Raw genomic sequence first — 23,488 nt, 5'->3', positions numbered from 1 at the left:
AAGGTAAGGACTGGTGGAGGGATAGTTCGCCGGTTTCCCGGTCGCTCGTCTATGAATTTTCCTGACGGTATCGATTGCAATCCACAGGTGCTGCGCGCGAGCTTTCGTCGAGTTTAACGAAATACCGCTAAACGTGCGCCGTAAGCGTGCAAATTCCGTGGCAGTCCCGCAAAAAACAACGCCATTGTTGTTTTAACGAGCGCTGATGTTTTCCCCAAGTTACACTCCGCTTCGCAGTCTCTACAGTGCTCACCGCGCATGCGGCGAAGGCCTCGCCGCCGCGCATTTCCAAGCCTTTCTTCTCTGCGAGTTCCTGATGAAAATGTCTCTCAAGAAAGCTGTTGCCCTGTTGGCGGTCGCCGCTATCTTCGCACCGAGCGTGTCGTTCGCCGAAGCGCAATACCCGAACAACAAGCCGCGGCCTGCTTACAAGAAGCACAGCCACAAGCATCACGCAAAGAAGGCCGCAGCGGCATCGCAGTAAGCAGGATCATGAATGCCGGGCGCGGCATTCAGCGGACTTCATGCTCGCCGATTGCCGCGCTCAACCTGCATCGCCTGAACTGATCACCGTCTGCATGCTCTTCAGAAGCGTGCGCAGATATCGCAGTAACCCCACCGTATCGCCAAATTCCATGAAGCCGGGCGTTTCTCCGTCGCTGAAAAGCCGTGCGCCGTCGAGCGCTTCGTCGATGATGATTCCGCCATACGCCGCGTGCGGACGATAAACGCCCGTCTCGACATGCAAGGTATTGGCATTGACGGCGGCATCGCGGATACGCATCAGAAACTGCACTTCGGGCGTGCGCGAACCGGACAGGCGATGCGCATCGAAAAAATCGGCGACGGCGAGAATCGCGTTCGTCGACGGCACGCGAAGCGCGAAAGCCATGCGTTCGGCGGGATCGTCGAGTGACGGAAGCGACGGCGGCGGATCGTCCGGCGCGCGCTTGGCAGGCATGCCGTCTTCACTATGCGTGTGCGCTTCGGGATGCGCGTGGCGCATCGTCAGGAGCCGCTCCACGCCGCTGAAATCGGGTGCAGGACCGCCATTCTCGATCCATCCGCTCAATAGCGCCGCGTGGATATAGAGCGATTGCAACTGGGCGTCGATAAACGCGACACCCATGCGGCAGACATCGGGGGACTGATTCTCGGGCATGTCGTCTCCTGTGAGGCGGAGTCAGCGCAAGCGCGCTGACTCCGGTCCTTCTTCGAATAGCACGAAAGATCGCAATATTCGCACCCGCAAGAGACATCGGCGACGCGGTGCGAACGCGCCGTCATCGATAGCACTTAGAAAATATTGCGCAGCCCGATGGAAACGCCCGTTTGATTCGAGCGTCCCGGCAGTTCCACGAAGCCCGCGCCCGTTACCTTGTTGAAGTCCACCGTGCCGTAGACTTCGGTGCGCTTGGACAACGCGTATTCCGCGACCGCCACGCCCGTATAGCGATTGCCGCTGCCGACTTCTCCACCGCCGATCGCCGCATTCTTCATGTGGTCGTAGTAGAACGCGCCGGTGAGCAAGAGCGCGGGCGTCACTTGATAGGTGATGCCGGCGAAGGGACCATCGTCGCGACGACCCGAGCCTTTGAGGATATCCACGCCCGACACGAGATCGCGCTGCGACAGCGTGCTATCGACGAAACCAGTGTCATCCGTCGAATGCAGATAGCCGACGTAGAGCTTTGCCTGACCGATGGTATAGACCGCGTTGGCGTTCCAGATCTTCTGCTTGTTGCTGGCGTTGTCGCTGTTCTGCTGGTAGCCGCCGCCGATGGCAAGCGGCCCCACGGCATACGAAGCCGTGAAGCCGTACATGTTGCCCGCGCCCATGTGACCCGGCACCTGGCCCGAGAAGCCGCCCGCGCCCGTCGACGTGTAGTTGGTGCCGAACGAGTACATCGCCGCGACCGTCAGGCCCGCGAACGTGCCGTTGTACTTTACCGCGTTATCCGCATAGAGACCGGCGCCGAGCGCGACCGGCAACCACGCATTCTCGAAGTAGTTGCCGACCGTGAGCGGGTCGTAGGTATCGCCCAGCATGTCGAAAAGCGGCGTCTTCTGGCGGCCGAGCGTGAGCGTGCCGTACTGGTTCGACAGACCGACATACGCCGCGCGATTGAACTCGCGCTGGCTATCCGAGTACTGGCCGTTCTGCAATTCCACGCCGCTTTCCAAACGGAAAATCGCCTTGAGACCGCTGCCGAGATCTTCGGTGCCTTTCAAGCCGATCCGGCTATTGGTGATTGCGCCGTTGGTCATGAACACCTTGCCGTCGTTGTTGGCATTGGCGTTGGTGAGATAGCGCACGCCGACATCGGCGACGCCGTACAGCGTGACCGAACTTTGCGCGAATGCGGTGTGACAGGCGAGTGCAATGGCCGTGATGCCAAGGGCGGATACGGCACGCGATGTGATCGTCTTCATGGATGTCGTGAGCTGGATGCTTTGATCGATGTTGTATGTCGCGCTTTGCCGATGGCTCTCGTGAAGCCGATCGAAAAAAGCACGCGGACTTTTATCACATCGAATATCGCAGCGGACACGATGGGGCAAGTCATCGCAAAAAGGTGTGGTGTTTTGCGCAACTGACGCGCGTTGTTTAGTCGATCACGTGACACTGGCGTTTTTGTAAAGATACGTTATATCATCTCACCGCCTGCGGTGGATGCCGTTCCTTACGCCTCCGTACGCTCATCGGATGCAACGTTATATCATTTCGACAGGAGCAATAAAATCTTGCACCACACGCCTTTCGCTCATCCAGCGCCGCGCAGACAGCGCCTCTTGCCACTCGGCATGCTGCTGGTCACCGCCGTGGCACGCGGCCAGACGGCCGCCGGCAACGTAACGGACACCGCGCTCACGCCGGTATTCGTCACGGCGAATCCGCTTGGATCGAACCAGTTGATGTCGCCATCCAGCGCGCTCGACGGCGACGCCCTCGCTCTGCGACGCGGCGATTCGCTCGGCGAGACGCTCAACGGTCTGCCGGGCGTCTCCACGACGACTTACGGTCCGATGGTCGGCCGGCCGATCATCCGTGGCATGGACGGCGACCGCATCCGCATATTGCAAAACGGCGTCGCGGCCTTCGATGCATCGTCGCTCTCGTACGATCACGCCGTCCCGCAAGATCCGCTTTCAGTGGAGCGCGTCGAGATCGTGCGCGGACCGGCGGCGCTGCTATACGGCGGCAACGCGATAGGCGGCGTGGTGAACACCATCGACAACCGCATTCCGCGCGAGCCGATCAAAGGCGTCTCCGGTCAGGCCGATGCCAGCTATGGCGGCGCCAACGATGCGCGCGCGGGCGCGGCGCTCGTGGAAGGCGGCAACGGGCAGTTCGCGTTTCACGTCGATGCCTTCGACCGCGAAACCAGCAAGGAGCGCGTCCCCGGCTTTACGCACTCGGATCGCCAGCGCGCGCTCGACGGACCGGACGCGCAAGAGCCCTACGGCAGCATCCCGAATAGCGACGGGCGCTGGCACGGCGGCGCGGTCGGCACGTCCTACACCTGGGCCGACGGATATGCGGGTGTGAGCTACAACGGCTACGAAGCGAACTACGGATCGGTCGCCGAAGACGATGTGCGTCTGCGCATGCATCAGGATCACGTGACGGCGGCATCGGAGATACGCAATCTGCAAGGACCGTTCAGCCAGCTCAAGTTCAACTTCGGCTATACCGATTACGAACACAAGGAGATCGACGACGGCGAAACCGGCACGACCTTTCGTAACCACGGCTACGAGGCGCGCATCGAGGCGCGTCACAAGAAGATCGGTCCGTTCGATGGCGCCATCGGCGTGCAGTTGAGTCAAAACACATTTTCCGCGCTCGGCGACGAAGCGCTCGTGCCGACATCGCAGACGACGAGCGCCGCGCTCTTCGGACTCGAGGAATGGGCCCTCAACGACGCGCTCACGCTCAGCGTCGGGGCACGCTACGAGCATGTGAAGATCGACCCGACGGCGGGCGGCAACGAGAAATTCGCATCGGCGATGTCGCGTGATTTCAACGCGGGAAGCGTGTCCGCGGGCGCGTTGTTCAAGCTGAATCCGATCTGGTCGGTGGTCGGCAATCTCGCCTACACGGAGCGGGCGCCGACTTACTACGAACTCTTCGCCAACGGTCCGCACGATGCCACCGGTCAGTACCTGATCGGCAATCAGGACGCGCAGAAGGAAAAGGCCGTGTCCACCGACTTGTCCTTGCGCTTCGCGAGCGGCCCCAACAAAGGCAGCGCGGGCGTGTTCTACAGCCGCTTTCGCAACTATCTGACCGAGTTCAACACGGGCCGTCTCGTCAACGACAACGACACGCCCGTGGCGCCGGGCACCGACGACGCGCTCGACGAAGCGGTTTATCGCGGCGTGCGCGCGGAGTTTTACGGCATCGAACTGGATGGCAAATGGCGCGTGCTCGATCAAGGCGCGCATCGGCTCGATGTGGAAGTCGTCGCCGATTACACGCATGCCCGTAATGTCGATACCGGCGAAGCCTTGCCGCGCATCTCGCCGTTGCGCACGACGCTCGCGCTCGACTACGGCTACGGTCCTTACGGCGCGCGCGCGGAAATGGTTCACGCGTGGGCGCAGCATCGCGTGCCGGAGAACGATCTGCCGACGGGAAGCTACACGACGCTCGGGCTCACGCTCACGTACAAGTTCCGCGTCGGACCAACGGACTGGCTCGCTTACGTACGCGGACAGAACCTGACGAATCAGGAAGTGCGTTACGCGAGTTCGGTCGTAAGGGACATCGCGCCTGAAGGCGGTCGTAGCGTGATGATCGGATTACGCACGGCGTTTTGATGGATGCGAGGCGTGGGCGATGCTTCATTCATCCACGAACCTCGCGTCGCTCAAGCAAGATGAGCGCGCCATATACGATGCCTGCGGTAAGACTCGTGCATCCGCTAAAGCTCACGAGTCCGAGCGCCCAGCCTTCGCCGCCGACGAGGTATCGAAGCGCGAGCACGAGGCCGCACCATCCGGCGGTGCGAAACGCGCGCGACTGACCGCGTGACAACTCGCGTCCGAAGAGGGTCTCTTGATGCCGCTCCATTGCCAGCGCAAGAAACGCGAATGACACGACGCAGACCAGCAAGGCGATTCCCTGCGTCACGTGCTTTCCTCCTCGGTTTCCTTCATCGTCACCTTGCGCTCGTCGACGGTTCTCGCGGGCTTCACGCGCGGCGTGTGACGTGCTGTGCGTATCGCCAATGCGGCATGCAACGCGGCGAACGCCCACATCATCAGATCGAATCCGGCGAACACCCAATCGCCTTCCGCGACACTGCGCCAGAACGGCCTTCGCGTCGTGAAGGCATTGAGCACCGGCAAGAGCGCGAGCAAGGCAGCCGCAAGCCAAAGCAGTTCTATCCACGCGCGCTTCGCGGGCCGCGCGAACACCCACGGCAACGTTGCCGCCCAGATGGCAAAGAACAGGTTGATCTCCGCTTCGGCGCGGTCGTGCATCGACACGGGCAATAGTCGATTCGCCCACAGATATCCGGTCATGGCGATGGAAAGTCCCGCAATGCTCGCGATATTCAGCCGCTCGACGAGCCAGAAGCCGAAGTACGGCCGCGTCGGATCGAGCAGCTTTTGACGGCGTTTGACCGTCCACATGACGAGGCCGGTGCCGACCATCGCCGTGCCCGCGAGACTGACGATGAAATACAGCCAGCGCAGTTGCAGACCGCTGAAGCGCCCGAGATGCAACGCATAGAGCACACCGCGCGTTTCGGCGGCTGCGCCCACGCTGTCTTTCACGTCGATGAGCTTGCCCGTCACGCCATCGAAGAGAAGATACTGCGGACTCATCGATACACGCACCGCATCGCCACGCGATACGGCCACGCGTGCCGCGCCGTCGCCCGGATTCGTGATCGTCACTCGTCCCGCGTTTTCCCGGCCCCAGCGCGCTTCGGCTTCGCGCACCATCGGAGCGATGGGCGCGAGCGGAACCTTCGCTCCATCGGGCTTGCCCGGTTGAATGAATGCGCTCAGTTGCGCCGTCATCTGCTGGCGTTCCGCGGGCGTCTTGAATGCGGCCGATGCGCCGAACGGCATGTACATCGCCATCAACGTAACGAGACCGGTGTAGGTGATCATCAAGTGGAACGGCAGGCCGAACACCGACAGGGCATTGTGCGCGTCGAGCCATGAGCGCTGTCCCTTGCCCCATCGAAACGTAAAGAAGTCGATGAAAATCTTTTTGTGCGTGATGACGCCGCTTACGATTGCGACCAGCATGAACATCGCGCAGAAGCCTGCAATCCAGCGTCCCCACAGCGCGGGCATGTAGTAAAACTGGAAATGAAAGCGGTAGAAGAAGTCACCGCCGAGCGTCTCGCGCGTAGTCACTTTCTGGCCGGTTGCAGGATCGAAGCTCGCTTCCGAAAACGCGCGCCGGCCCTGCGCCGCGCCCGGCGTGCGCCAGAACGATCCCATCACGCTGCTGCGATCGTTCGGCAAGTCGAAGCTCCATTGCGAGCTTCCCGCAGCGATGGTGCCGAGCGTCGCGGCGACGCGTTCGGCAGCGGATGCCGCGTCGGGCAAGACCTTTTGATGCGCGACTTCCGGGCGCATCCACTGCGAGATCTCGTCCTTGAAGTAGCTGACCGTGCCGGTGAGAAACATGGCATAGAGAATCCACCCGACGAGCAGACCGGCCCATGTATGCAGGTCCGACATGCTCTGGCGGATGCCGCGCGGTTTGACGTCTGCCTTCATACCGACCACGCCGCGATCAGGAGCGGTATCGATACGATAAGGCATCCGAACCATGCGCGCGTTGCGCTTCGCACCGCGAAGACCCAGATCACCGCGCATACGTAGACGACGAAACTTGCCAGCATGCCGGTGAGCACCGCTTGTGGCTTGCTCATCGGCAGCGCGAGCGCGGCGACGCTCGTCAGGGCGGCAAGCGTGTAACCGCCGAACATCGCGCAGACGATGCGCGATACGAGCGGCCCCACGCGGGCAATTCGGTTCGTAATCAAACCAGTCATTGGCTGGCGAATCCTTGAGTTCATGAGTGCACTGTGTCCCGTCGCGGACACGCGCCGTGTGACCGACGCCGATGGCATCGAAACAGATGGCCGAGCAGAAGTTGCAAGCGCGATGGTCACGCAAGCCAGCGGCGTGATCGATTCAGGCTAAATGATAACCATTATTAATAACAGTTGCTGAACGAGGCTGTCAAGGAGAGGTCCTATCACGCTGGAGGACCGTGAGTCTGATCTCTTCGGGAGCGAAACCTGCTCGCCGCGATACCGAGCCATCTATCACGGCATGAGTACTCAAGGAGACAAAGAAAATGTCCGCATTCGACCGTCGTAATTTTCTCAGGACCAGCGCAGCGGGTGCCTTGGCATCGGCTACCGTCAGTCCGGCTGCGTTCGCTCAATCTAACGCGGCTTCGGCTTCAACACCTGCGCCCGCAAGCGCACCCAACGCCCGCCCGCCGAAAGTCACACGCATGCTTGCGGAGTTCATCTGCAAGACGAGCTACCAGGACTTGCCCGCGCCAGCACGCAAGGAAGGCGTGCGCACGCTCATGAACTGGGTCGGCGTCGCGGTGGGCGGCTCGCACGATGAAACCGTCAGTCGCGCCGTCGCCGCGCTCACGCCATTCTCGGGTCCGCCACAAGCCAATCTGCTGGGCCGCGCCGAGCGCTTCGACATCATGAACGCGGCGTTTATCAATGGCGTCAGCAGTCATATCTTCGACTACGACGACACGCATCTCAAGACGATCATTCACCCAGCAGGTCCCGTGGCATCCGCGATCCTCGCGTTCTCGCAATACCAACCGGTGTCGGGCAAGGACTTCCTCAACGCACTCGTGCTGGGCGTCGAAACCGAACTGCGCATTGGCAATGCCGTGTATCCCAACCACTACGATGTCGGCTGGCACATCACCGGAACATGCGGCGTATTCGGTTCGGCCGTCGCGACCGGCAAGCTCATGGGACTGAGCGTTCAGCAAATGGTATGGGCGCTGGGACTTGCAGCGTCGCAACCGGTAGGACTGCGCGAGTCATTCGGCTCGATGAACAAGAGCTTCAATCCGGGTCGTGCCGCCGCGAACGGCATCTTCGCGGCCTTATTGGCGGCAAGGGATTACACGAGTTCTGACGGCATGATCGAAGCCAAGCGCGGATGGGCCAACACCATCAGTACGAAGCAGGATTACCGCGAGATTACCGAAGGTCTGGGATCGCATTACGAATCGACCTTGAATACGTACAAGCCGTTTGCATGCGGCATCGTCATTCATCCGGCAATAGACGCTGCAATTCAGCTTCGCAACGAAAACAAGCTGCAAGCGGATCAAATAGAACGTATCGATCTTCGCGTGCATCCTCTCGTCCTTGAGTTGACGGGGAAGAAGACGCCGCAGATCGGGCTCGAAGGAAAGTTCAGCATCTATCATGCGGTAGCGATTGCGATCATCGACGGCGCGGCCGGTGAGAAGCAGTTCAGCGATGCGAAGGTGCGCGACCCGAACACCATCGCGTTGCGCGACAAGGTGAATGCGATCATCGATCCCGCGATAAAACCGGAACAGGTCGACATGACGATCGTGCTGAAGGACGGCCACAAGCTGCACAAGTATATTCAGCATGCTATCGGCAGTACCGAAGTGCCGATGACCGATCAGCAATTGGAGAAGAAGTTCTCCGATCTCGCCGATGGCATTCTCTCGCCCGAGCAAACTCGCGCGTTGATGGATAAATGCTGGCAGGTCGAGCAATTAGGGAACGCGGGCGATATTGCGTTGGCGGCGCTTCCACGTTGAATCGTGCATACAGACTCAGCCAAGCAAGTGCTCCAAACCGATACCTCATCAACCGATCCGACCGACTGCCCTTCAGTCCACGCAGTTTCGAACTCTGTGCGTCGCATTGTCCCCGGATGGTTGCTGGCAATAGCGGCACCGCTTAACGAAGGCAAGGTGGTGCCAGCACGGAGTCGTCATGTAGCGAAGGGCTGTCACTGGTGTGGTCAAACATCGCTCGTCGAATCCTTCGGAGCCTGCGCGGCAAGTCGCGCAATGGCTCATCGACGAAATGCGAAGCGAACTGACAAGTGCGTGGCCCTTGCTTGACTCGCTTGAGGCAATCCGTCGATGAGCCGCAGCATCAACCGCCAGGCTAAACTCAACCCGCCAACCCATGCGCCGGCTGCTTCGGCAAGCGCACGCGAAAGATCGCGAACTTGCCTTCGCGCGGGTAAGGATTGGAGAAGTTGTTCAACTCATGCAAATGCGAATCCGCGATATACAAGTAGCCGTTTTGAATAGCAAAGCCATCTGCCCATGAAAGCTGCGGATGCTTGCCTACCAGCGTCTTCTGCACGAGCCCGGGCTTGCCATTCTTCTCGACGACATCGAAGCCCACCACGGTCCGGTTCTCCAGATCGCCACCGTATAGCACGCCAGCTGGACTCATGATGAGACCGCCGGTCAACGCGCCGTCGCCGAGAAACTGCACCTTTTTCGATAGGGCGTCAGCAGAAAGCGACGTATCGATAAGCGCCTTGGTCGGCACTCGCCAATAGTGGTGATCCGTGAGCGGCCGGTAATAAAGCCATTCGCGATCGGGCGAAAGCGCAATGCCATCGGTCTGTAAGACGAGGACGCTGCCATCGCCCTTGCGCGCAATCTGATCGCGGAACATGAGATGCTGCTGCGGGTCCGACACGCTCGACTTGTCGCCCGCGAGCACGAGACGCGACTCGCCAGTTGCAAGGTTCGTCACTGCCACGCCGCCCTGATTTGCAGCATTGCTCAAATACACGTAGCCGTGTTTCAGATCGACGCGAATGTCGTTGAGCGAGTCCTTCGGCGTCACCACACTGCCATAGTCGAACCGACGCACGATCTTCTTCGTAGCCAGATCGAACTCGATCAGCTTCGGTGGCTGACGTGTCTGATCGACCGATGTCAGCGACGAGTCGAGCGCCCACAGATGGTCCTGTTCATCGACCCATAGCGCTTGTACCGAGATCCACTGATGCGAACCATCTTCATCCGGTTTGAAAACATTCCAGCTTTCGTCGGGAAACGGCGTGAGCGCGCCGGTCTTCGTATCGACTTCAACCATGCTGTAACGCGATCGCTTCGCCGAAGCCGGCGCCGTGGCGAACACACGCCCCTCCTTCGATACGCCGATTCCCACGAGACGAAAATCATCGTCGAAAGTTGCCACGGTTTCCAGACGAGGCGCGTTTTTTGCACCTGCAGCAAATGCCGTCTGCGTCGCTGCACCCACACTCATCGTGCCGAGCAAACCCGCGCCGATGGAAGCAAGCACGCGTCGCCGCATGTTCGATTGTCGTGATTCATCGTTGTGCATCAAGTCTCCTTCGCATGGCTTGGACTGTTTCCGTGGCGCGTTGAAAGCGAGTAACCCGTGTTCAACACATAAACCGATGCCGCAAGTTTGGAACCAGCCCGCAGCAGAGGTGTCGCACCAGTATTCAGGCGGTTCGCGTCGTTCGGCAATCCTGCACCATTCGAGGGACGCGCGCCGTTTCATCAATCGATACGCTCATCGAAAGGAGCCCGCATGTCACGTTTGACGATCGCTTTCGCTTTTCTTTTCACGTTGCTGACAGGATGTAGCGCCATTCGAACGCATGAAGCCCGCAACACCGACGGCGCGCTCATCGGCTCCAATGTGCTCGATCTGGTGCAGTCCGTCGGCATTCCCGACAAGACCATGAAGCTCGTGGATCGCAATAGCCCAAGCGACCGTATGGAAGTGCAGTGGAATTTTTCCAACTCCGATGCGGCGCTCGACTTGAACGCGCTCGTGCTGGATTTGAAGGTGGGTGGGGCTGGCAAGTGCAGCATGACCGCGACCGTCAATCGTTGGGGCGGTCAGGTCACGGGCGTGAACTTCCCACAAGCGCATAGCGACAGTGTCGGTTCGGATTACGGCGCATGCGAACCGCTCGTGGCTGAAGCGCTCACGCACAATCCGCACACGCCTATCGATCCGACCTGGGACGCTTTCTCGCTCGTCGGCGCAGCCAAGTAAGCGCGCCCTTCGTTTCCTTACTGCGCCTCGGCGACGATCTTGCGGATGGCCTCCTCGAACGCTTCCACGGGCTGGCCACCGCTCACGAGATATTGTCGATCGAAGATGATCGCGGGCACCGAACTGATGCCGAGTTGCTGGAACTCGCGTTCCTCGTCTCGGACTTCGTTCGCATACGCACCGCTCGTCAACACTTCACGCGCGGCGTCGCCGTCGAGCCCGACGGCCTTGGCGGCTTCGATCAATACATCTCGATTGCTCGGGTTTTTACCATCGGAATGATACGCACGCAGGAGTTCGAGCTTGAGCGGCACTTGCTTGCCTTCGATACGCGCCCAGTGCAGCAACCGATGTGCATCGAATGTGTTGTACACCCGATCGCGCTGACCAAAGGTAAAGCCGGCGCTCGCGCCACGCTCGCGGATCATCGCTTGCGCTTCCTTTATTTGCTCGGGCGTGCGGCCGTACTTCCTGCCCAGGTAATCGACAATACGCTCGCCTTCCGGACCCATGTCCGGGTTCAGTTCGAACGGATGCAGCGTGATGGTTGCATCGACGGTATCGCCTAGGCGTTCCAGCGCGCGTTGCAATGACGAAAGACCAACGGCGCACCACGGGCACGCGATGTCGGAAACGAAGTCGATTTGCAGGGGACGAGACATGATTTTGCAGCCATGAGTTGAGTCGAGACATCAAGCCTAGCTCAAAACTCGAAGGCTGGCTAACTCCGCCCCATGCACGCCGTACTCACGAAGCGCCAGTGCGCTTCAACCGCGCGCGCGGCCTTGCCTCTCGCTCCAGATAACCCAGACATAGCGACTCGAGTTGACGCGGCAGGGCCCGCAACATGGCGCGCGGTGCTCCGCCTTCGACCATCAAGCGCGTGGGTCCAACCATCGCCGCTGCGAGCATGAAGGCAGTGGTATTGAGATCGTCGAAGATGGCGTCCGACGCTGTCGCAAGCATGGCAACGAGCGTAGCGCGGCTTCGGCGTTCCGCGCCTTGCGCAAGCTCCCGCACATCGAGTTCGGCCGCGACCGCATACAGCGCGCGCGCTTCATCTATGCGTGCGGTCTTTGCTCGTACGAATGCCTCCACGACTGTAGACACCATGGTCGCCAGCGACTCGCCATGCACCGACTCCGCCGCCTGCTGGAGCACGTCGCCTACTCTGCCGAGATGCCGCTCCAGCACCGCGAACAACAACGCCTGCTTGTGCGGAAAGTATTGATACAAGGTGCCGATGGACACACCGGCCCTCTCGGCCACGCGAATGGTGGTGAGCCGCTGCAAACCATCGGCCAGCAAAACCTGAATAGTGGCGTCGAAGATTGCATCGACGGTGGCCTGCGAACGCGCCTGGCGCGGCAGCTTGCGGGGCTTCAACGCGGTCTTGTTGTCGCTCGACATATGCGAATGCACAATCTGAAGGATTATTCGTATTATAGACGAGCAGTTTCAAGAATCCATTTCGCATCGACGGATGCAAGGAGCATTGCAATGACCGACGCAAACCGCGCTGGCCTCTATCAACTCGGCGAATCGTCCGTGACGCGCATGGGTTACGGCGCCATGCAACTCGCAGGGCCGCATGTGTTCGGCCCGCCCAAGGACCAAGACGAAGCCATCGCCGTGCTGCGTGAAGCGATCGACAGCGGCATCACGCATCTCGACACGAGCGACTTTTACGGCCCGCACGTGACCAATCGACTGATTCGTGAAGCGCTCTATCCGTATCGCGACGATCTCGTGATCGTCACCAAGGTGGGGGCCAAACGCGGCGACGACGCATCGTGGAATCTCGCGCGGTCTCCCGCCGAACTCGAATCTGCCGTGCACGACAATCTGCGCAATCTCGGCCTCGACGTGCTGGACGTCGTGAACATGCGCGTCATGTTCGACATAGCCGGTCCCGCTGAAGGCGATATCGAGGAACAGGTTACGACGCTTGCGGAATTGCAGCGCAAGGGCCTCATCCGGCATATCGGCCTGAGCAACGTCACGGCGAAGCAACTCGCGCAAGGACAGAGCATCACGCCCATTGTCTGCGTGCAGAACCAGTACAACCTCGCGCATCGCGGCGACGACGCCATGATCGATCATCTTGCGCAGCAAGGCATAGCGTATGTGCCGTTTTTTCCGCTCGGCGGCTTCTCGCCCTTGCAATCCGACATCTTGAATCGCGTCGCGCAACAGGTGAGCGCCACCACCATGCAAGTAGCGCTTGCATGGCTTCTGCAACGCTCGCAAAACATCCTGCTCATTCCGGGTACGTCCTCACGCGCGCATTTGCGGCAGAACATCGAAAGTGCGGGCCTCGAATTGTCGCCGGAAGTGATCGAGGAACTGAACGGCATTGGGGCTGCCGCGAAATAAGAGCCTTACGGAGTCGGATCGGAAACACGCCGGAATACGCCGAATCGTCAATGTGAAGTAAGAGGTGCGAAAGCGCTTCGACTTCGACGCGCAACACGCGAGTGTTGTAATCCGCGTCGAGGAGAAGCCTTTGCGCCTCATCAAACAAAATCACATCGACCCCCGGAGTTCCTTCATGTTTCGTCGAGCCATCATGGTCGCAACATCGGCCGCGATCGCCGCCTTCGGCCTCTACGCCTGCGGCAGCGATCACGACAACAACGCTCAACAGAGCGCGCAAAACAAGCTCGTCACCGCCACGCCCATCAAGCACGTAGTCGTGATCTTCAACGAGAACGTCTCGTTCGATCACTACTTCGCAACCTACCCGAACGCCGCCAACCCCGCGGGCGAGCCCGCCTTCACGGCGGCCGCCGGCACGCCGACGGTCAATGGCCTCACTGGCACGCTGCTCACGGCCAACCCGAACTTCGTCAACACGCTGAACGGCGCGGCTGCCGCCAACCCGTTCCGGCTCGATCGCACGCAAGCCGCGACCGCCGACCAGAACCACGCTTACACCGCGGAACAACAAGCCTATAACAACGGTGCAGCCGATCTCTTCCCGAAATACACGGGAAAGGGTTCGAGCGGCGGCGCGGGTGCATTCGGCACGGCAGGCCAAGTCATGGGCTATTACGACGGCAACACGGTCGCCGCGTTGTGGAACTACGCGCAAAACTTCGCGATGAGCGACAACGCGTACACCGACACCTACGGCCCGTCCACGCCCGGCGCGCTCGAAGTCGTCTCCGGCCAGAACAACGGCATGCAGATCGTGAAGACGAGCAAGCCCGTGTTCAACCTGACGACGGCATCGGGCTCGTACTATGTCGCCGACGGTCAAGGCGGCTTCTCGATGATCAACGATGTCGATCCCGCCAACGACGTCTGTTCGAGCACGACGGATCAGGCGTTGATGACCTCGAAGAACATCGGCGACTTGCTCAATGCGAAGAGCATCACGTGGGGCGGCTTCATGGGCGGCTTCAATCTCGCCACCGTGAACAGCGATGGCTCGACCGGTTGCAAGCGCGCGACCTTCTCGAACGTGGTCAATGCATCCACGGCCGACTACGTTGCACATCACAACTGGTTCCAGTACTACGCGTCGACGGCGAATCCGCAGCATTTGCGTCCGAGTTCGACGGCGGCCATCGGTTCGTCGCTGGAGGCGGATGGCAAGACCGCCGAGCCCGCGAATCACGAATACGATAGCGACGACTTCTTCGCTGCGGTGAAGGCCGGCAACTACCCTTCGGTGAGCTTCATCAAGGCGCCCGCGTTCCAGGACGGCCATGCGGGCTATTCCGATCCGCTCGACGAGCAGGCTTTCACGTCGAAGATCGTGAACTTCCTGCAGCAACAGCCGGACTGGAACACGACGGCCGTGATCGTTGCATGGGATGACTCGGATGGCTGGTACGACCACGCTTATGCGGTACCGACTTCATCGTCGTTCGATCCGCAAGCCGACCAGTTGAACGGTGCGGGCAAATGCGGCTCGGGCGCGGCGCCTGTCGGCGTGAACGGCGGCGCGGTGAATGGCCGCTGCGGTCCGGGCACGCGCATTCCGTTTCTCGTAATCTCGCCTTGGGCGAAGGTGAATTACGTCGATCACACGGCGATCTCGCAGGCTTCGGTGGTGCGCTTCATCGAAGACAACTGGCTTGGTTCGACGCGTCTCGGCAGCGGTTCGTTCGACGCCACGGCCGGCAGCATCATGGGCATGTTCGACTTCTCGGGCAAGGGCAACAACCCGAAGGTCTTCGTCGATCAGTCGCTCGGTTCGCCGGTCGCATCGGTGCCCGCAATCTGAAGGTGGCGCATGGCGTGCGCGTTCAATGCGCGCCATCGCCACTCGTATCGTGTCGCCGCTCGCCGGCGACATCGCGTTTTTCCGAACTCATCCGCACATGTCCGCTACTGTCGAACCCCCCTTCGGTCGTTCCCTTCACAAGCCGCCGCTCAGGCGTCATGCGTTACGCGGCGTTGCTGCCCTCGTGATCGCCGCAGGCGCGTTCGGTGCGTTTGCGTTGATGTATCCATCACATGTGCCTGCGGCCGTCGGCGAGATCGTGGAAAACCTGACCGGCGCGAATCCCGCGCCGGTTGTCTTGCAGCGTCCGCCGGCCGTGCAACTGAGTGCGGTCGCGCAACTCGGCAAGAACATCTTCTTCGACAAGACGCTTTCCGCATCCGGCAAGCAGTCGTGCGCGTCATGCCATGACCCGGCCCATTCGTTCGGGCCATCCAATGATCTGTCCGTGCAGGAAGGCGGACCGCATTTGAGCTTGCAGGGTTATCGGCCGCCGCCTTCGCTCATGTATCTGTATCGGCAACCGAACTTCAGCATTGGTCCCGATGCAGGCGATGCCGACGCCCCGCCCGATCTCGCGCAACTCGCCGATCAGGCCAAAAGCACGCAACGCGCCACGAAGAACGCAGGCGTGGCGCCCGCCGCACCCGCGCTGGTTCCACAAGGCGGCCTCTTCTGGGACGGCCGCGCGGATACCTTGCAGGCACAGGCATCCGGTCCCATGCTGAACCCGGTCGAGATGGCGAACACGAGTCTCGACGAAGTGTCCGGCAAGCTCGCGCATACGGCCTACAAGGGCGAATTCGAAAAGCTCTTCGGCCCGCGCATCTTCGATACGCGCGGCCTGGCCGTGTCGGAAGCCATGTTCGCGGTGGCGCGTTATCAGGTTGAGGAACAGGCGTTTCATCCTTATACGAGCAAGTACGACTACTGGCTCGAAGGCAAGACGCGCCTCACGCAAGCGGAGTTGCACGGCCTGCACCTCTTCAACGATCCCGCCAAGGCCAATTGCGCGGGATGCCATTTGTCGAAGCCTGGCGGCGATGGCCTGCCGCCCATGTTCACGGATTATCAGTATGAGTCGCTTGGCGTGCCGCGCAACGACAAGCTCGCGATCAATCACGATCCGAAGTTCTTCGACATGGGCGTATGCGGACCTTTCCGTGACGATCTGCGCGACCAGACGCAGTATTGCGGCATGTTCCTCACGCCGACGCTGCGCAACGTCGCTACGCGCCACGCGTTCTTTCACAACGGCATCTATCATTCGCTCGACGACGTGATGGCCTTCTACAACGAGCGCAATACCGCGCCGCAAAAGTTCTATTCGAAAGACGCGAAGGGCGCGGTGCGTAAGTACGACGATCTGCCGCCGCGGTATCACGCGAATATCGATGACAAGGACGCGCCGTTCGACCGCAAGTTCGGCGACAAGCCCGCGATGACGGACGCGGATATTCGCGACATCGTCGCGTTCCTGCAGACGTTGAACGACGGCTACAAGCCCTGAGCTTTGCGATGGCTTCATCGCCTCGTGATGAAGGCGATGAAGCGCGACTCGGGCTGCCGCGTCCAGAAGTTCGCGGTTCACCTTTGCGCTGAAAACCTACGCGAGCGCTGGACACTTCGCCGTGCCTCGTCCGGTGAACGGCGTCAATGCAGCTTAGAAAACCTTCCCTTCGGTCAAATGGGTGGTCACGCCGTTCAATTCGTAGTCACCGATCACGCGTGCCTTGTGCAGCAGCGGGTTGTGGCTGAAGATGGTCCGCAGATTGCGCCAGTGCCGGTCGAAGTTATGCGCCCGGGAAGTCGCCGATGCACCGCCCGCCTCGAACATCCGCTCGCCTGCAAACAGCGCGAGCTTGCTGACCACGATCTGCGTGCGCGCCGTCGCAAGCGCGCCTTCGAGCACGAGCGCCTCGGCATTCGCAACGCCATTGCGAATGGCTTGTGCGGAACGCTCCAACTCGCGCGCGTTTTCGCGCACCAGTGCATCGATGCTGTGACTATGCGCACTCAGTTCGCCGATCACCTGCTGAATGAACGCATCCTCGCGCGCGGTGGGCGCGGTGCTGTGCATCACCGGCCGGCCATGCTTCAGCACATAACGCTTTGCATCCGCGACGATATTGCGCACGATGCCCGCCGCCACCGTCACGAGATGCAACTGACGCAACGCGCCGCCATGACGTCCCGTGAGCGTCGACTGCACGCGCGGCGTGACTTCATCGGCATGCACGAGCAGATTGTCGAACTCGAGACTGCCGCTTGCCGTCATGCGCTGGCCCATGCCGTCCCAGTCGTCGATCACGCGAAAACCCTCACGTTGCACGGGCACGATGGCAACGGCCGCATCGCCGTTTTCGTCCTGCACGTTGAGGCGCGCGTAGTCCGAGAACGCCGTGCCAGTCGAGTAATATTTGCGGCCGCTCAGTCGAAAGTGCTCCCCGTCGCGCTGCAAACGGGTCGTGATCTCGCCGGGACGCGACGTGCCCGCTTCGGTCGAAGCTCCGCCGAAGATCGCGCCATCCACCACGCGCCTGATCTGCAATTCGTTGAACGGCGTGCGGGGCGAGAGCAACAGCGCTTCGGTCTGATCGAAGTGAATACGCAGCGCATGCGCGACATTGCTTTCATGCGCGGCAAGCGTGGCGATCACATGAAACACGTCTTCGAGCGACCCGCCGAGACCGCCCCATTCCACCGGCAAGCGCAGCTTGCCAAGACCCGACTGACGAAACAATGCGAAGCCCTCGAAGGGCAACTCGCGGCGCACCTCGCGTGCGGCTGCATCTTCGCCGATCGCCTCGGCGAGCGTGGGCAGCGCATCGAGCGCGGCCTGGCGCGGGTCCTGTTGTGACATACCTTCTTCCTTGTTTGAATGGTTCTGTGTCATGCGGCTTCCGCATCGAATTGCTTCACCGGAATGGCTTCGAGCAGCGTGCGCGTATAAGCATGCCACGGCGCTCGCCATATCTCGCGATGATGTCCACTCTCCACGATGCGTCCGCCCTGCATCACATGCACGCGGTCCGCGATATAGCGCACCACCGAAAGATCGTGCGAGATGAAGAGATACGCAAGCCCGAGATCGCGCTTGAGTTCGACCAGCAGATTGAGAATCTGCGCCTGTATGGATACGTCGAGCGCGGACACGGGTTCATCGCAGATAAGAAGCGCGGGTTCGAGAATCAGCGCACGCGCAATGCCTATGCGCTGACGCTGACCGCCCGAAAATTCATGCGGATAGCGCCCGAGCGCGGCACTGGGCAAACCGACGCGATCGAGAATGGCCGCAGCGCGTGCACGCCGTGTCTTGCCATCGCCGATGCCATTTACTTCCAGCACCGCTTCGAGTATTTCACCCACGCTACGACGCGGATTGAGCGACGCATACGGGTCCTGGAACACCATCTGCACCTGACGGCGCAGCGGGCGCAAGGCACGTTCGGAAAGCGGTGCGAGGTCGGTGCCGCGCAGTTGGATAACGCCGGCAGCGGACGGCACGAGCCGCATGATCGCCTTCGATAGCGTGGACTTTCCGCAACCCGATTCGCCAACGAGACCGACCGTCTCACCGCGTGCGATGTCGAACGACACGCCATCGACCGCACGCAGCAAGTCCTTGCCATGACGATGCGCGTAATGCACCGATAAATCCCGCACTGAAAGCAAGGGCACATCGTCCGCCTGTGCGGTCGGCACGATCCGATGCGGCGCAAGCGGCGTAACGTCGAAGACGGGCTTACCGTCTTCGGTGACGGTGTGCCTTATCTCCGGCAGCTTCCACTCGCGATAATGCAACTCGCCGGACAGATTCAACGAGGCCCCGAGCAATCCCCGTGTATAGGCATGGCTGGGCGCGGTAAAAAGCTGCTCCACGCTCGCTTCCTCGACATTCTCGCCCGCAAGCATCACCGCCACCCGGTCCGCATGGTTCGCGACGACGCCGAGGTCGTGCGTGATGAGCAACAACGACATCGAGAGTTCGCGCCGCAACTCCGCGAGCAATTCGAGGATGCGCGCCTGAATGGTCACATCGAGCGCGGTGGTGGGTTCATCGGCGATGAGAAGACGCGGCCTGCACGCCACCGCCATGGCGATCATCACGCGCTGACGTTGCCCGCCCGAAAGCTCATGCGGATAGTCGGACACGCGCCGCTGCGGCTCGGGAATATGCACGAGGTCGAGCAATTCGATGGCACGTTTATGCGCGGCTTCCTTCGAGAGCGCCTCATGCTGCCGCAAGGTCTCGACGATCTGCGCGCCGATCGACAGCACCGGATTGAGCGATGTCATCGGCTCCTGGAAGATCATCGATATCTGTCGGCCGCGCATCGCACGCATTTCACGTGGGGCCAGCGCAAGCAGATCGCGTCCGTCGAAACGCACGCTGCCCGTCACGCGGCCGGGCTCCGGCACGAGACGCATGAGCGAAAGCGCGGTCGCGGACTTGCCGCAGCCCGATTCGCCGACGAGCGCCAGCGTCTCGCCTTCCGCGATATTGAGGTCGATGCCGCGCACCGCGTGTTGCGCGCCGAAGCTCACGCGCAGGTCGCGCACTTCAAGTAGATTGGCCACGTCGCGCCTCGTCATGGTCGTTCGCGCATGCGCGGGTTGAGTGCGTCGTTGAGACCGTCGCCGAGCAGGTTCAATGCGAGCACGGCGAGCACGATGGCCGCGCCCGGTATCGCCGTCAGATACCACGCGGTACGCAGCGAATCGCGTCCCGCGCCGATCATGCCGCCCCACGTGACGACGTTCGGGTCGCCCATGCCGAGAAACGAAAGCGACGATTCGATCAGGATGGCGCTCGCCACCATCACGGATGCAGTGACGATCACCGGCGGCAACGCGTTCGGCAGAATCTCGCCGAAGATGATGCGCGCGTTGCTGAAGCCCTGGCTGCGCGCCGCAAGCACGAAGTCCGACTGACGCAAGGTGCGGAACTCGGCACGCACGATTCGCGCGACCGTGGGCCACGAAGCAATGCCGATGGCAAGCGCAATGATCGTCACGCTGGGCCGTCCTATAGCGACGATCACGATCACGAGCAGGAACGACGGCACGGTCTGAAAGAGTTCGGTGATACGCACGAGCAGATCATCGACGAGACCGCCGAAGAAGCCGCCGATAGCGCCCACGAGCGTGCCGATCAACAAGCCGATCGCAGCCGCCGATGCGCCGATCAGTAGCGACACGCGCGTGCCGTGGGCTACGCCCGCAGCGACATCTCGGCCAAGCGAATCGGTGCCGAGGCGATACATCGGATCGGCGCCAGGCCATTCGAATGGAACCGCTACCATGTCGAGCGGATCGCCCGGATAGAAGTGCGGCGCGCTCAACGCAAGCACGATGAACGCCGCGAGCAACACGAGTCCCGCAAGCGCCGAAGGGTTGCGCAATAACGCGTGCCATGCGCCACGCCGCGCGCGGGCCGTGGGTGCGCCTTCACCACGGCGGGTGCCGAACAACGCGCCCGCGAGCTGACGCCGCCAGGGCGAGGCATGGGATGAAACGAGTTCGGGGGAATCGGAAGCCATGCGTCCTCGAATGAATGTCAGGCGTGTCGGGCGTGCCGGGCGTATCAGGCTATACGCGGATCGAGCCATGCCTGCAACAGATCGACCACCACGTTCGCCACGATCACGAGCAGCGACGAAAGCAGCAGGACGCCGAGCAGAACGCTGAAGTCGCGCGCCATGACGGCATCGAGCGCGAGGCGGCCAAGCCCTGGCCAACTGAACACCGTCTCGGTCACGGCCGCGCCGCCGAGCAAGGTACCGAAGTGAATGCCGACCATCGTCGTGAGCGGCATCAGCGCATTGCGCAGCACATGCCGCACGGTGACGCGCAACGGATGCAAACCTTTTGCATGCGCCGTGCGCACGAAGTCCTGCCGCTGCACTTCGAGCATGGCGGCGCGCGTGAGACGCGCATAGATCGCGACAAAGAACGTGGCGAGCGTGACCGCGGGCAACAGCACGTGCTTGCCGATATCGGCCAGATAAGCGAAGCCATGAAGGTTCGCGCCAACCGTCACGTCGCCGCCGCTCGGCAGCCAGCCGAGATGCACCGAGAACAGCACGATGGCGAGAAGCCCGACCCAGAAGCCCGGCGTCGAATAGAGCAACAACGCAAGCACGGACAGCACACGGTCCGGCCACTTGCCGGCCCAATGCGCCATGACCGCGCCGAGTACGATGCCCGCCACGATTGCAATGCCAAGTGCCGCGCCCATCAGAATGAGTGTATTGGGCAACCGCGAAAGAATTAGCTGCATGACGGGCGCGTCGTAACGCGGCGAGAAACCAAGACTGCCGTGCGCGAGATGCGAGAGATACGACCACAACTGATGGAGCACCGTCTGATCGAGACCGAACTTCGCGCGCAATGCTTGCAAGCTCTCCGTCGTGGCCGAGCCGGACTCTCCCGCGATGACATCGGCGGCATCGCCCGGCATGAGCTTCAGCAGGAAGAAGTTGAGGATCACGATGGCAAGCATCGTCGGCACGGCTTGCCACGCCGTGCGGCGAACGATGGCGGCGAGGCGCGTGCGTCGGCTCATTTGGATGCCTTCACGCGCTCAGCCAGACATCGGCGAGATTGCCTTCCAGACCTTGCGCCGACACCGTGTGGTTATGCACGCGCTTGTTGGCGACCGTGATCATGCGCGGCGCGATGAGGTTCAGAACAGGCAAGTCGCGATTCACGATCTGCTGGAACTGCTGATAAAGCGCGACCCGTTTGCCTTCATCCGTTTCCACGGATGCCGATTCGAGCAGCGTATCGACTTCCGCATTGCTGTAGTGCGGCGCATTGGAAAACGGCACGCCCGGACGAATATTCTTCGACCAATAGAGACGCTGCACGCCCACGCTCGGATCGAACAGCGTATTCACGCCTATGCTGGTGAAGTCGAACTGGCGGTCCGCATACACGCGCTTCAGGAACGAAGGCAAGTCCTGCGAGCGCACTGTCACGTCGATCCCCACGCGCGAGAGCGCCGACTTCACATAGTCCGCCTGACGCCGATGCATATCGCCATAAGGCAGGAAGTCATGCGTGAGACTGAAACGCGGCCCGCCGTTCTTGCGCGGATAACCCGCCGCATCGAGCAGCTTCTCGGCGCTCGCCGTATCGAACGCATAGGGCGTGATCTTGGCGTCGTGATAGGGCGATGCAGGCGTGATCGGTGTCGGCGAAATATCGGCGTAACCGTATGCAATCGTGCGCTGCACTATCTGCGGATTGATGGCGTGCGCAATGGCCTGACGCACGCGCAGATCCTTCAGGATCGGATGATCGAGATTGAAGTCGATCTCCGATTGCGGCTGAAGAAAACGATACCCGCGCGTTTCCGTGGCAAGCTGCGGCAGTTGCCCAAGACGCGGCAAGTCCGTGAGCGGCACCGGATTCTCGCCGCCGAGATCGAGCGCGCCGGTTTCGAACGCAGCGGAACGCGCCGCCGCGTCGGGAATGACCTTGAACACGAGCGAATCGATATACGGCTTGCCCGCATCCCAGTAGTCCGGGTTGCGCTCATAGACGATATTCGCGCCGCGTGTCCACGACTTGAAGCGGAACGGTCCCGTGCCGACTGGTGCGTTGTTGTGCGGATTCGAGAGCGGGTCGCCCGTGGCGTAGAGATGCTTCGGGACCATCGGCGATTCGCCCGCCGACAACGCCTTCAACAGATACGGTGCGGGCTTCGACAATTCGATCACGGCGGTGCGCGCATCGGGCGTCGAGACCTTCACCACGTTGGCAAACGTGCTACGCCCGCGAGGATGGATCGACTTGAGCAAATCGATGGAAAACGCGACATCGGCCGAGCTGAACGGCTGGCCGTCGTGCCACTTGACGTTCTCGCGCAGCGTGAACGTGTACTTGAGACCGTCCGGGCTTACGTTCCATGCGGTCGCCAATTGCGCTTTCGGTTTCAGATCGAAGTCGTAGGCGAGCAAGCCTTCCAGCACTTTCGAACTGGCGACGAGCGCGGGCCCCGTCGTCTGAAAGATGGATACGAGCACGGGCGGCTCGGGATTGATCAGCATGTTGAGCGTGCCGCCGCGCTTCGGACTTCCGGCGTCGCCCTGAGCGAACGCCAGTGAGGACAGGCTTGCGGACGCGAGCGCCGCGCCCGATGAAATGAGAAATCCCCGTCGATCGATGCCTGCCATGTATT

General features: G+C 61.2%; 21 protein-coding genes. 8 read left to right on the top strand and 13 right to left on the bottom strand.

The features are described from left to right. The first annotated feature begins 316 nt into the window (after positions 1-316). Positions 317-484, top strand: a complete 168-nt coding sequence (locus NCR98_RS24885; RefSeq protein WP_250469264.1) for a hypothetical protein — start codon at positions 317-319, stop codon at positions 482-484. A 60-nt stretch (positions 485-544) separates the two neighbouring features. Here the strand turns inward: NCR98_RS24885 and NCR98_RS24880 are convergent, their stop codons facing one another. Together NCR98_RS24880 and NCR98_RS24875 are read right to left on the bottom strand one after the other, a co-directional pair. Continuing rightward, a complete protein-coding gene (locus tag NCR98_RS24880; RefSeq protein ID WP_250527624.1) occupies positions 545-1,162 on the bottom strand; it encodes a hypothetical protein in 618 nt (205 codons plus the stop codon). Between the two features lie 134 nt (positions 1,163-1,296). After that, positions 1,297-2,433, bottom strand: a complete 1,137-nt coding sequence (locus NCR98_RS24875; RefSeq protein ID WP_250527623.1) for a porin — start codon at positions 2,431-2,433, stop codon at positions 1,297-1,299. 372 nt (positions 2,434-2,805) lie between these two features. Here NCR98_RS24875 and NCR98_RS24870 point away from each other — a divergent pair, with 372 nt between their 5' ends. Further along, on the top strand, positions 2,806-4,824 hold the full coding sequence (locus NCR98_RS24870) for a TonB-dependent receptor (RefSeq protein WP_250527752.1): 2,019 nt from the start codon (positions 2,806-2,808) through the stop codon (positions 4,822-4,824). Positions 4,825-4,852: 28 nt separating this feature from the next. Here the strand turns inward: NCR98_RS24870 and NCR98_RS24865 are convergent, their stop codons facing one another. The 3 genes from NCR98_RS24865 to NCR98_RS24855 are packed head-to-tail and all read right to left on the bottom strand — an operon-like array spanning position 4,853 to position 7,028. After that, positions 4,853-5,137 (bottom strand): DUF3325 domain-containing protein, encoded by a 285-nt coding sequence (locus tag NCR98_RS24865; protein ID WP_250527622.1) that lies wholly within the window; start codon positions 5,135-5,137, stop codon positions 4,853-4,855. Continuing rightward, a complete protein-coding gene (locus tag NCR98_RS24860; protein WP_250527621.1) occupies positions 5,134-6,750 on the bottom strand; it encodes a PepSY-associated TM helix domain-containing protein in 1,617 nt (538 codons plus the stop codon). Before NCR98_RS24860 ends, NCR98_RS24865 begins: the two co-directional genes overlap by 4 nt. Beyond that, a complete protein-coding gene (locus tag NCR98_RS24855; RefSeq protein ID WP_250469259.1) occupies positions 6,747-7,028 on the bottom strand; it encodes a DUF3649 domain-containing protein in 282 nt (93 codons plus the stop codon). The genes NCR98_RS24860 and NCR98_RS24855 overlap by 4 nt, the downstream gene beginning before the upstream one ends. 22 nt (positions 7,029-7,050) lie before the next feature. Between NCR98_RS24855 and NCR98_RS33390 the strand changes: the two genes are divergently transcribed. After that, complete coding sequence (locus NCR98_RS33390) at positions 7,051-7,179, top strand: hypothetical protein (RefSeq protein WP_284503466.1); 129 nt, start codon at positions 7,051-7,053, stop codon at positions 7,177-7,179. A gap of 157 nt (positions 7,180-7,336) precedes the next feature. Then, the gene (locus NCR98_RS24850; protein ID WP_250527620.1) at positions 7,337-8,821 is read left to right on the top strand and encodes an MmgE/PrpD family protein; all 1,485 of its coding nucleotides are present in this window, start codon (positions 7,337-7,339) and stop codon (positions 8,819-8,821) included. 361 nt (positions 8,822-9,182) lie between these two features. Here NCR98_RS24850 and NCR98_RS24845 read toward each other — a convergent pair whose 3' ends face one another. Next, positions 9,183-10,379, bottom strand: coding sequence for an L-dopachrome tautomerase-related protein (locus NCR98_RS24845; protein ID WP_250527619.1), 1,197 nt, complete (start codon positions 10,377-10,379; stop codon positions 9,183-9,185). Positions 10,380-10,592: 213 nt separating this feature from the next. Between NCR98_RS24845 and NCR98_RS24840 the strand changes: the two genes are divergently transcribed. After that, positions 10,593-11,066 (top strand): hypothetical protein, encoded by a 474-nt coding sequence (locus NCR98_RS24840; protein WP_244830887.1) that lies wholly within the window; start codon positions 10,593-10,595, stop codon positions 11,064-11,066. A 17-nt stretch (positions 11,067-11,083) separates the two neighbouring features. Here the strand turns inward: NCR98_RS24840 and NCR98_RS24835 are convergent, their stop codons facing one another. Together NCR98_RS24835 and NCR98_RS24830 are read right to left on the bottom strand one after the other, a co-directional pair. After that, complete coding sequence (locus NCR98_RS24835; protein WP_250527618.1) at positions 11,084-11,728, bottom strand: DsbA family oxidoreductase; 645 nt, start codon at positions 11,726-11,728, stop codon at positions 11,084-11,086. Between the two features lie 85 nt (positions 11,729-11,813). Further along, a complete protein-coding gene (locus tag NCR98_RS24830; RefSeq protein WP_250469255.1) occupies positions 11,814-12,476 on the bottom strand; it encodes a TetR/AcrR family transcriptional regulator in 663 nt (220 codons plus the stop codon). A 90-nt stretch (positions 12,477-12,566) separates the two neighbouring features. Between NCR98_RS24830 and NCR98_RS24825 the strand changes: the two genes are divergently transcribed. The 3 genes from NCR98_RS24825 to NCR98_RS24815 all read left to right on the top strand — a co-directional run bounded on the left by NCR98_RS24825 (position 12,567) and on the right by NCR98_RS24815 (position 16,810). After that, positions 12,567-13,442, top strand: coding sequence for an aldo/keto reductase family oxidoreductase (locus tag NCR98_RS24825; RefSeq protein WP_250527617.1), 876 nt, complete (start codon positions 12,567-12,569; stop codon positions 13,440-13,442). 175 nt (positions 13,443-13,617) lie between these two features. Beyond that, the gene (locus NCR98_RS24820; protein ID WP_250494509.1) at positions 13,618-15,300 is read left to right on the top strand and encodes a phospholipase C; all 1,683 of its coding nucleotides are present in this window, start codon (positions 13,618-13,620) and stop codon (positions 15,298-15,300) included. A gap of 97 nt (positions 15,301-15,397) precedes the next feature. After that, entirely contained in the window at positions 15,398-16,810 is a 1,413-nt protein-coding gene (locus tag NCR98_RS24815) for a cytochrome-c peroxidase (protein ID WP_502799808.1), read from the top strand. A 153-nt stretch (positions 16,811-16,963) separates the two neighbouring features. Here NCR98_RS24815 and NCR98_RS24810 read toward each other — a convergent pair whose 3' ends face one another. From NCR98_RS24810 to NCR98_RS24790, 5 genes are read right to left on the bottom strand one after another with little or no spacing between them, the layout of a single operon-like run. After that, entirely contained in the window at positions 16,964-18,163 is a 1,200-nt protein-coding gene (locus NCR98_RS24810) for an acyl-CoA dehydrogenase family protein (protein WP_244830892.1), read from the bottom strand. Positions 18,164-18,192: 29 nt separating this feature from the next. Next, on the bottom strand, positions 18,193-19,881 hold the full coding sequence (locus tag NCR98_RS24805; RefSeq protein ID WP_250527616.1) for an ABC transporter ATP-binding protein: 1,689 nt from the start codon (positions 19,879-19,881) through the stop codon (positions 18,193-18,195). 11 nt (positions 19,882-19,892) lie between these two features. Further along, positions 19,893-20,843 (bottom strand): ABC transporter permease, encoded by a 951-nt coding sequence (locus NCR98_RS24800; protein WP_250527615.1) that lies wholly within the window; start codon positions 20,841-20,843, stop codon positions 19,893-19,895. A 44-nt stretch (positions 20,844-20,887) separates the two neighbouring features. Further along, entirely contained in the window at positions 20,888-21,868 is a 981-nt protein-coding gene (locus tag NCR98_RS24795) for an ABC transporter permease (protein WP_250527614.1), read from the bottom strand. A 10-nt stretch (positions 21,869-21,878) separates the two neighbouring features. Beyond that, positions 21,879-23,483: an ABC transporter substrate-binding protein gene (locus NCR98_RS24790; RefSeq protein ID WP_244830896.1), complete on the bottom strand. Its 1,605-nt coding sequence runs from the start codon at positions 23,481-23,483 to the stop codon at positions 21,879-21,881. Positions 23,484-23,488 lie beyond the last annotated feature (5 nt).

Origin of the sequence: Caballeronia sp. GAWG2-1, assembly GCF_023631405.1 — a bacterium.
GTDB lineage: Bacteria > Pseudomonadota > Gammaproteobacteria > Burkholderiales > Burkholderiaceae > Caballeronia.
This window is presented reverse-complemented; position numbering and strand designations above follow the sequence as displayed.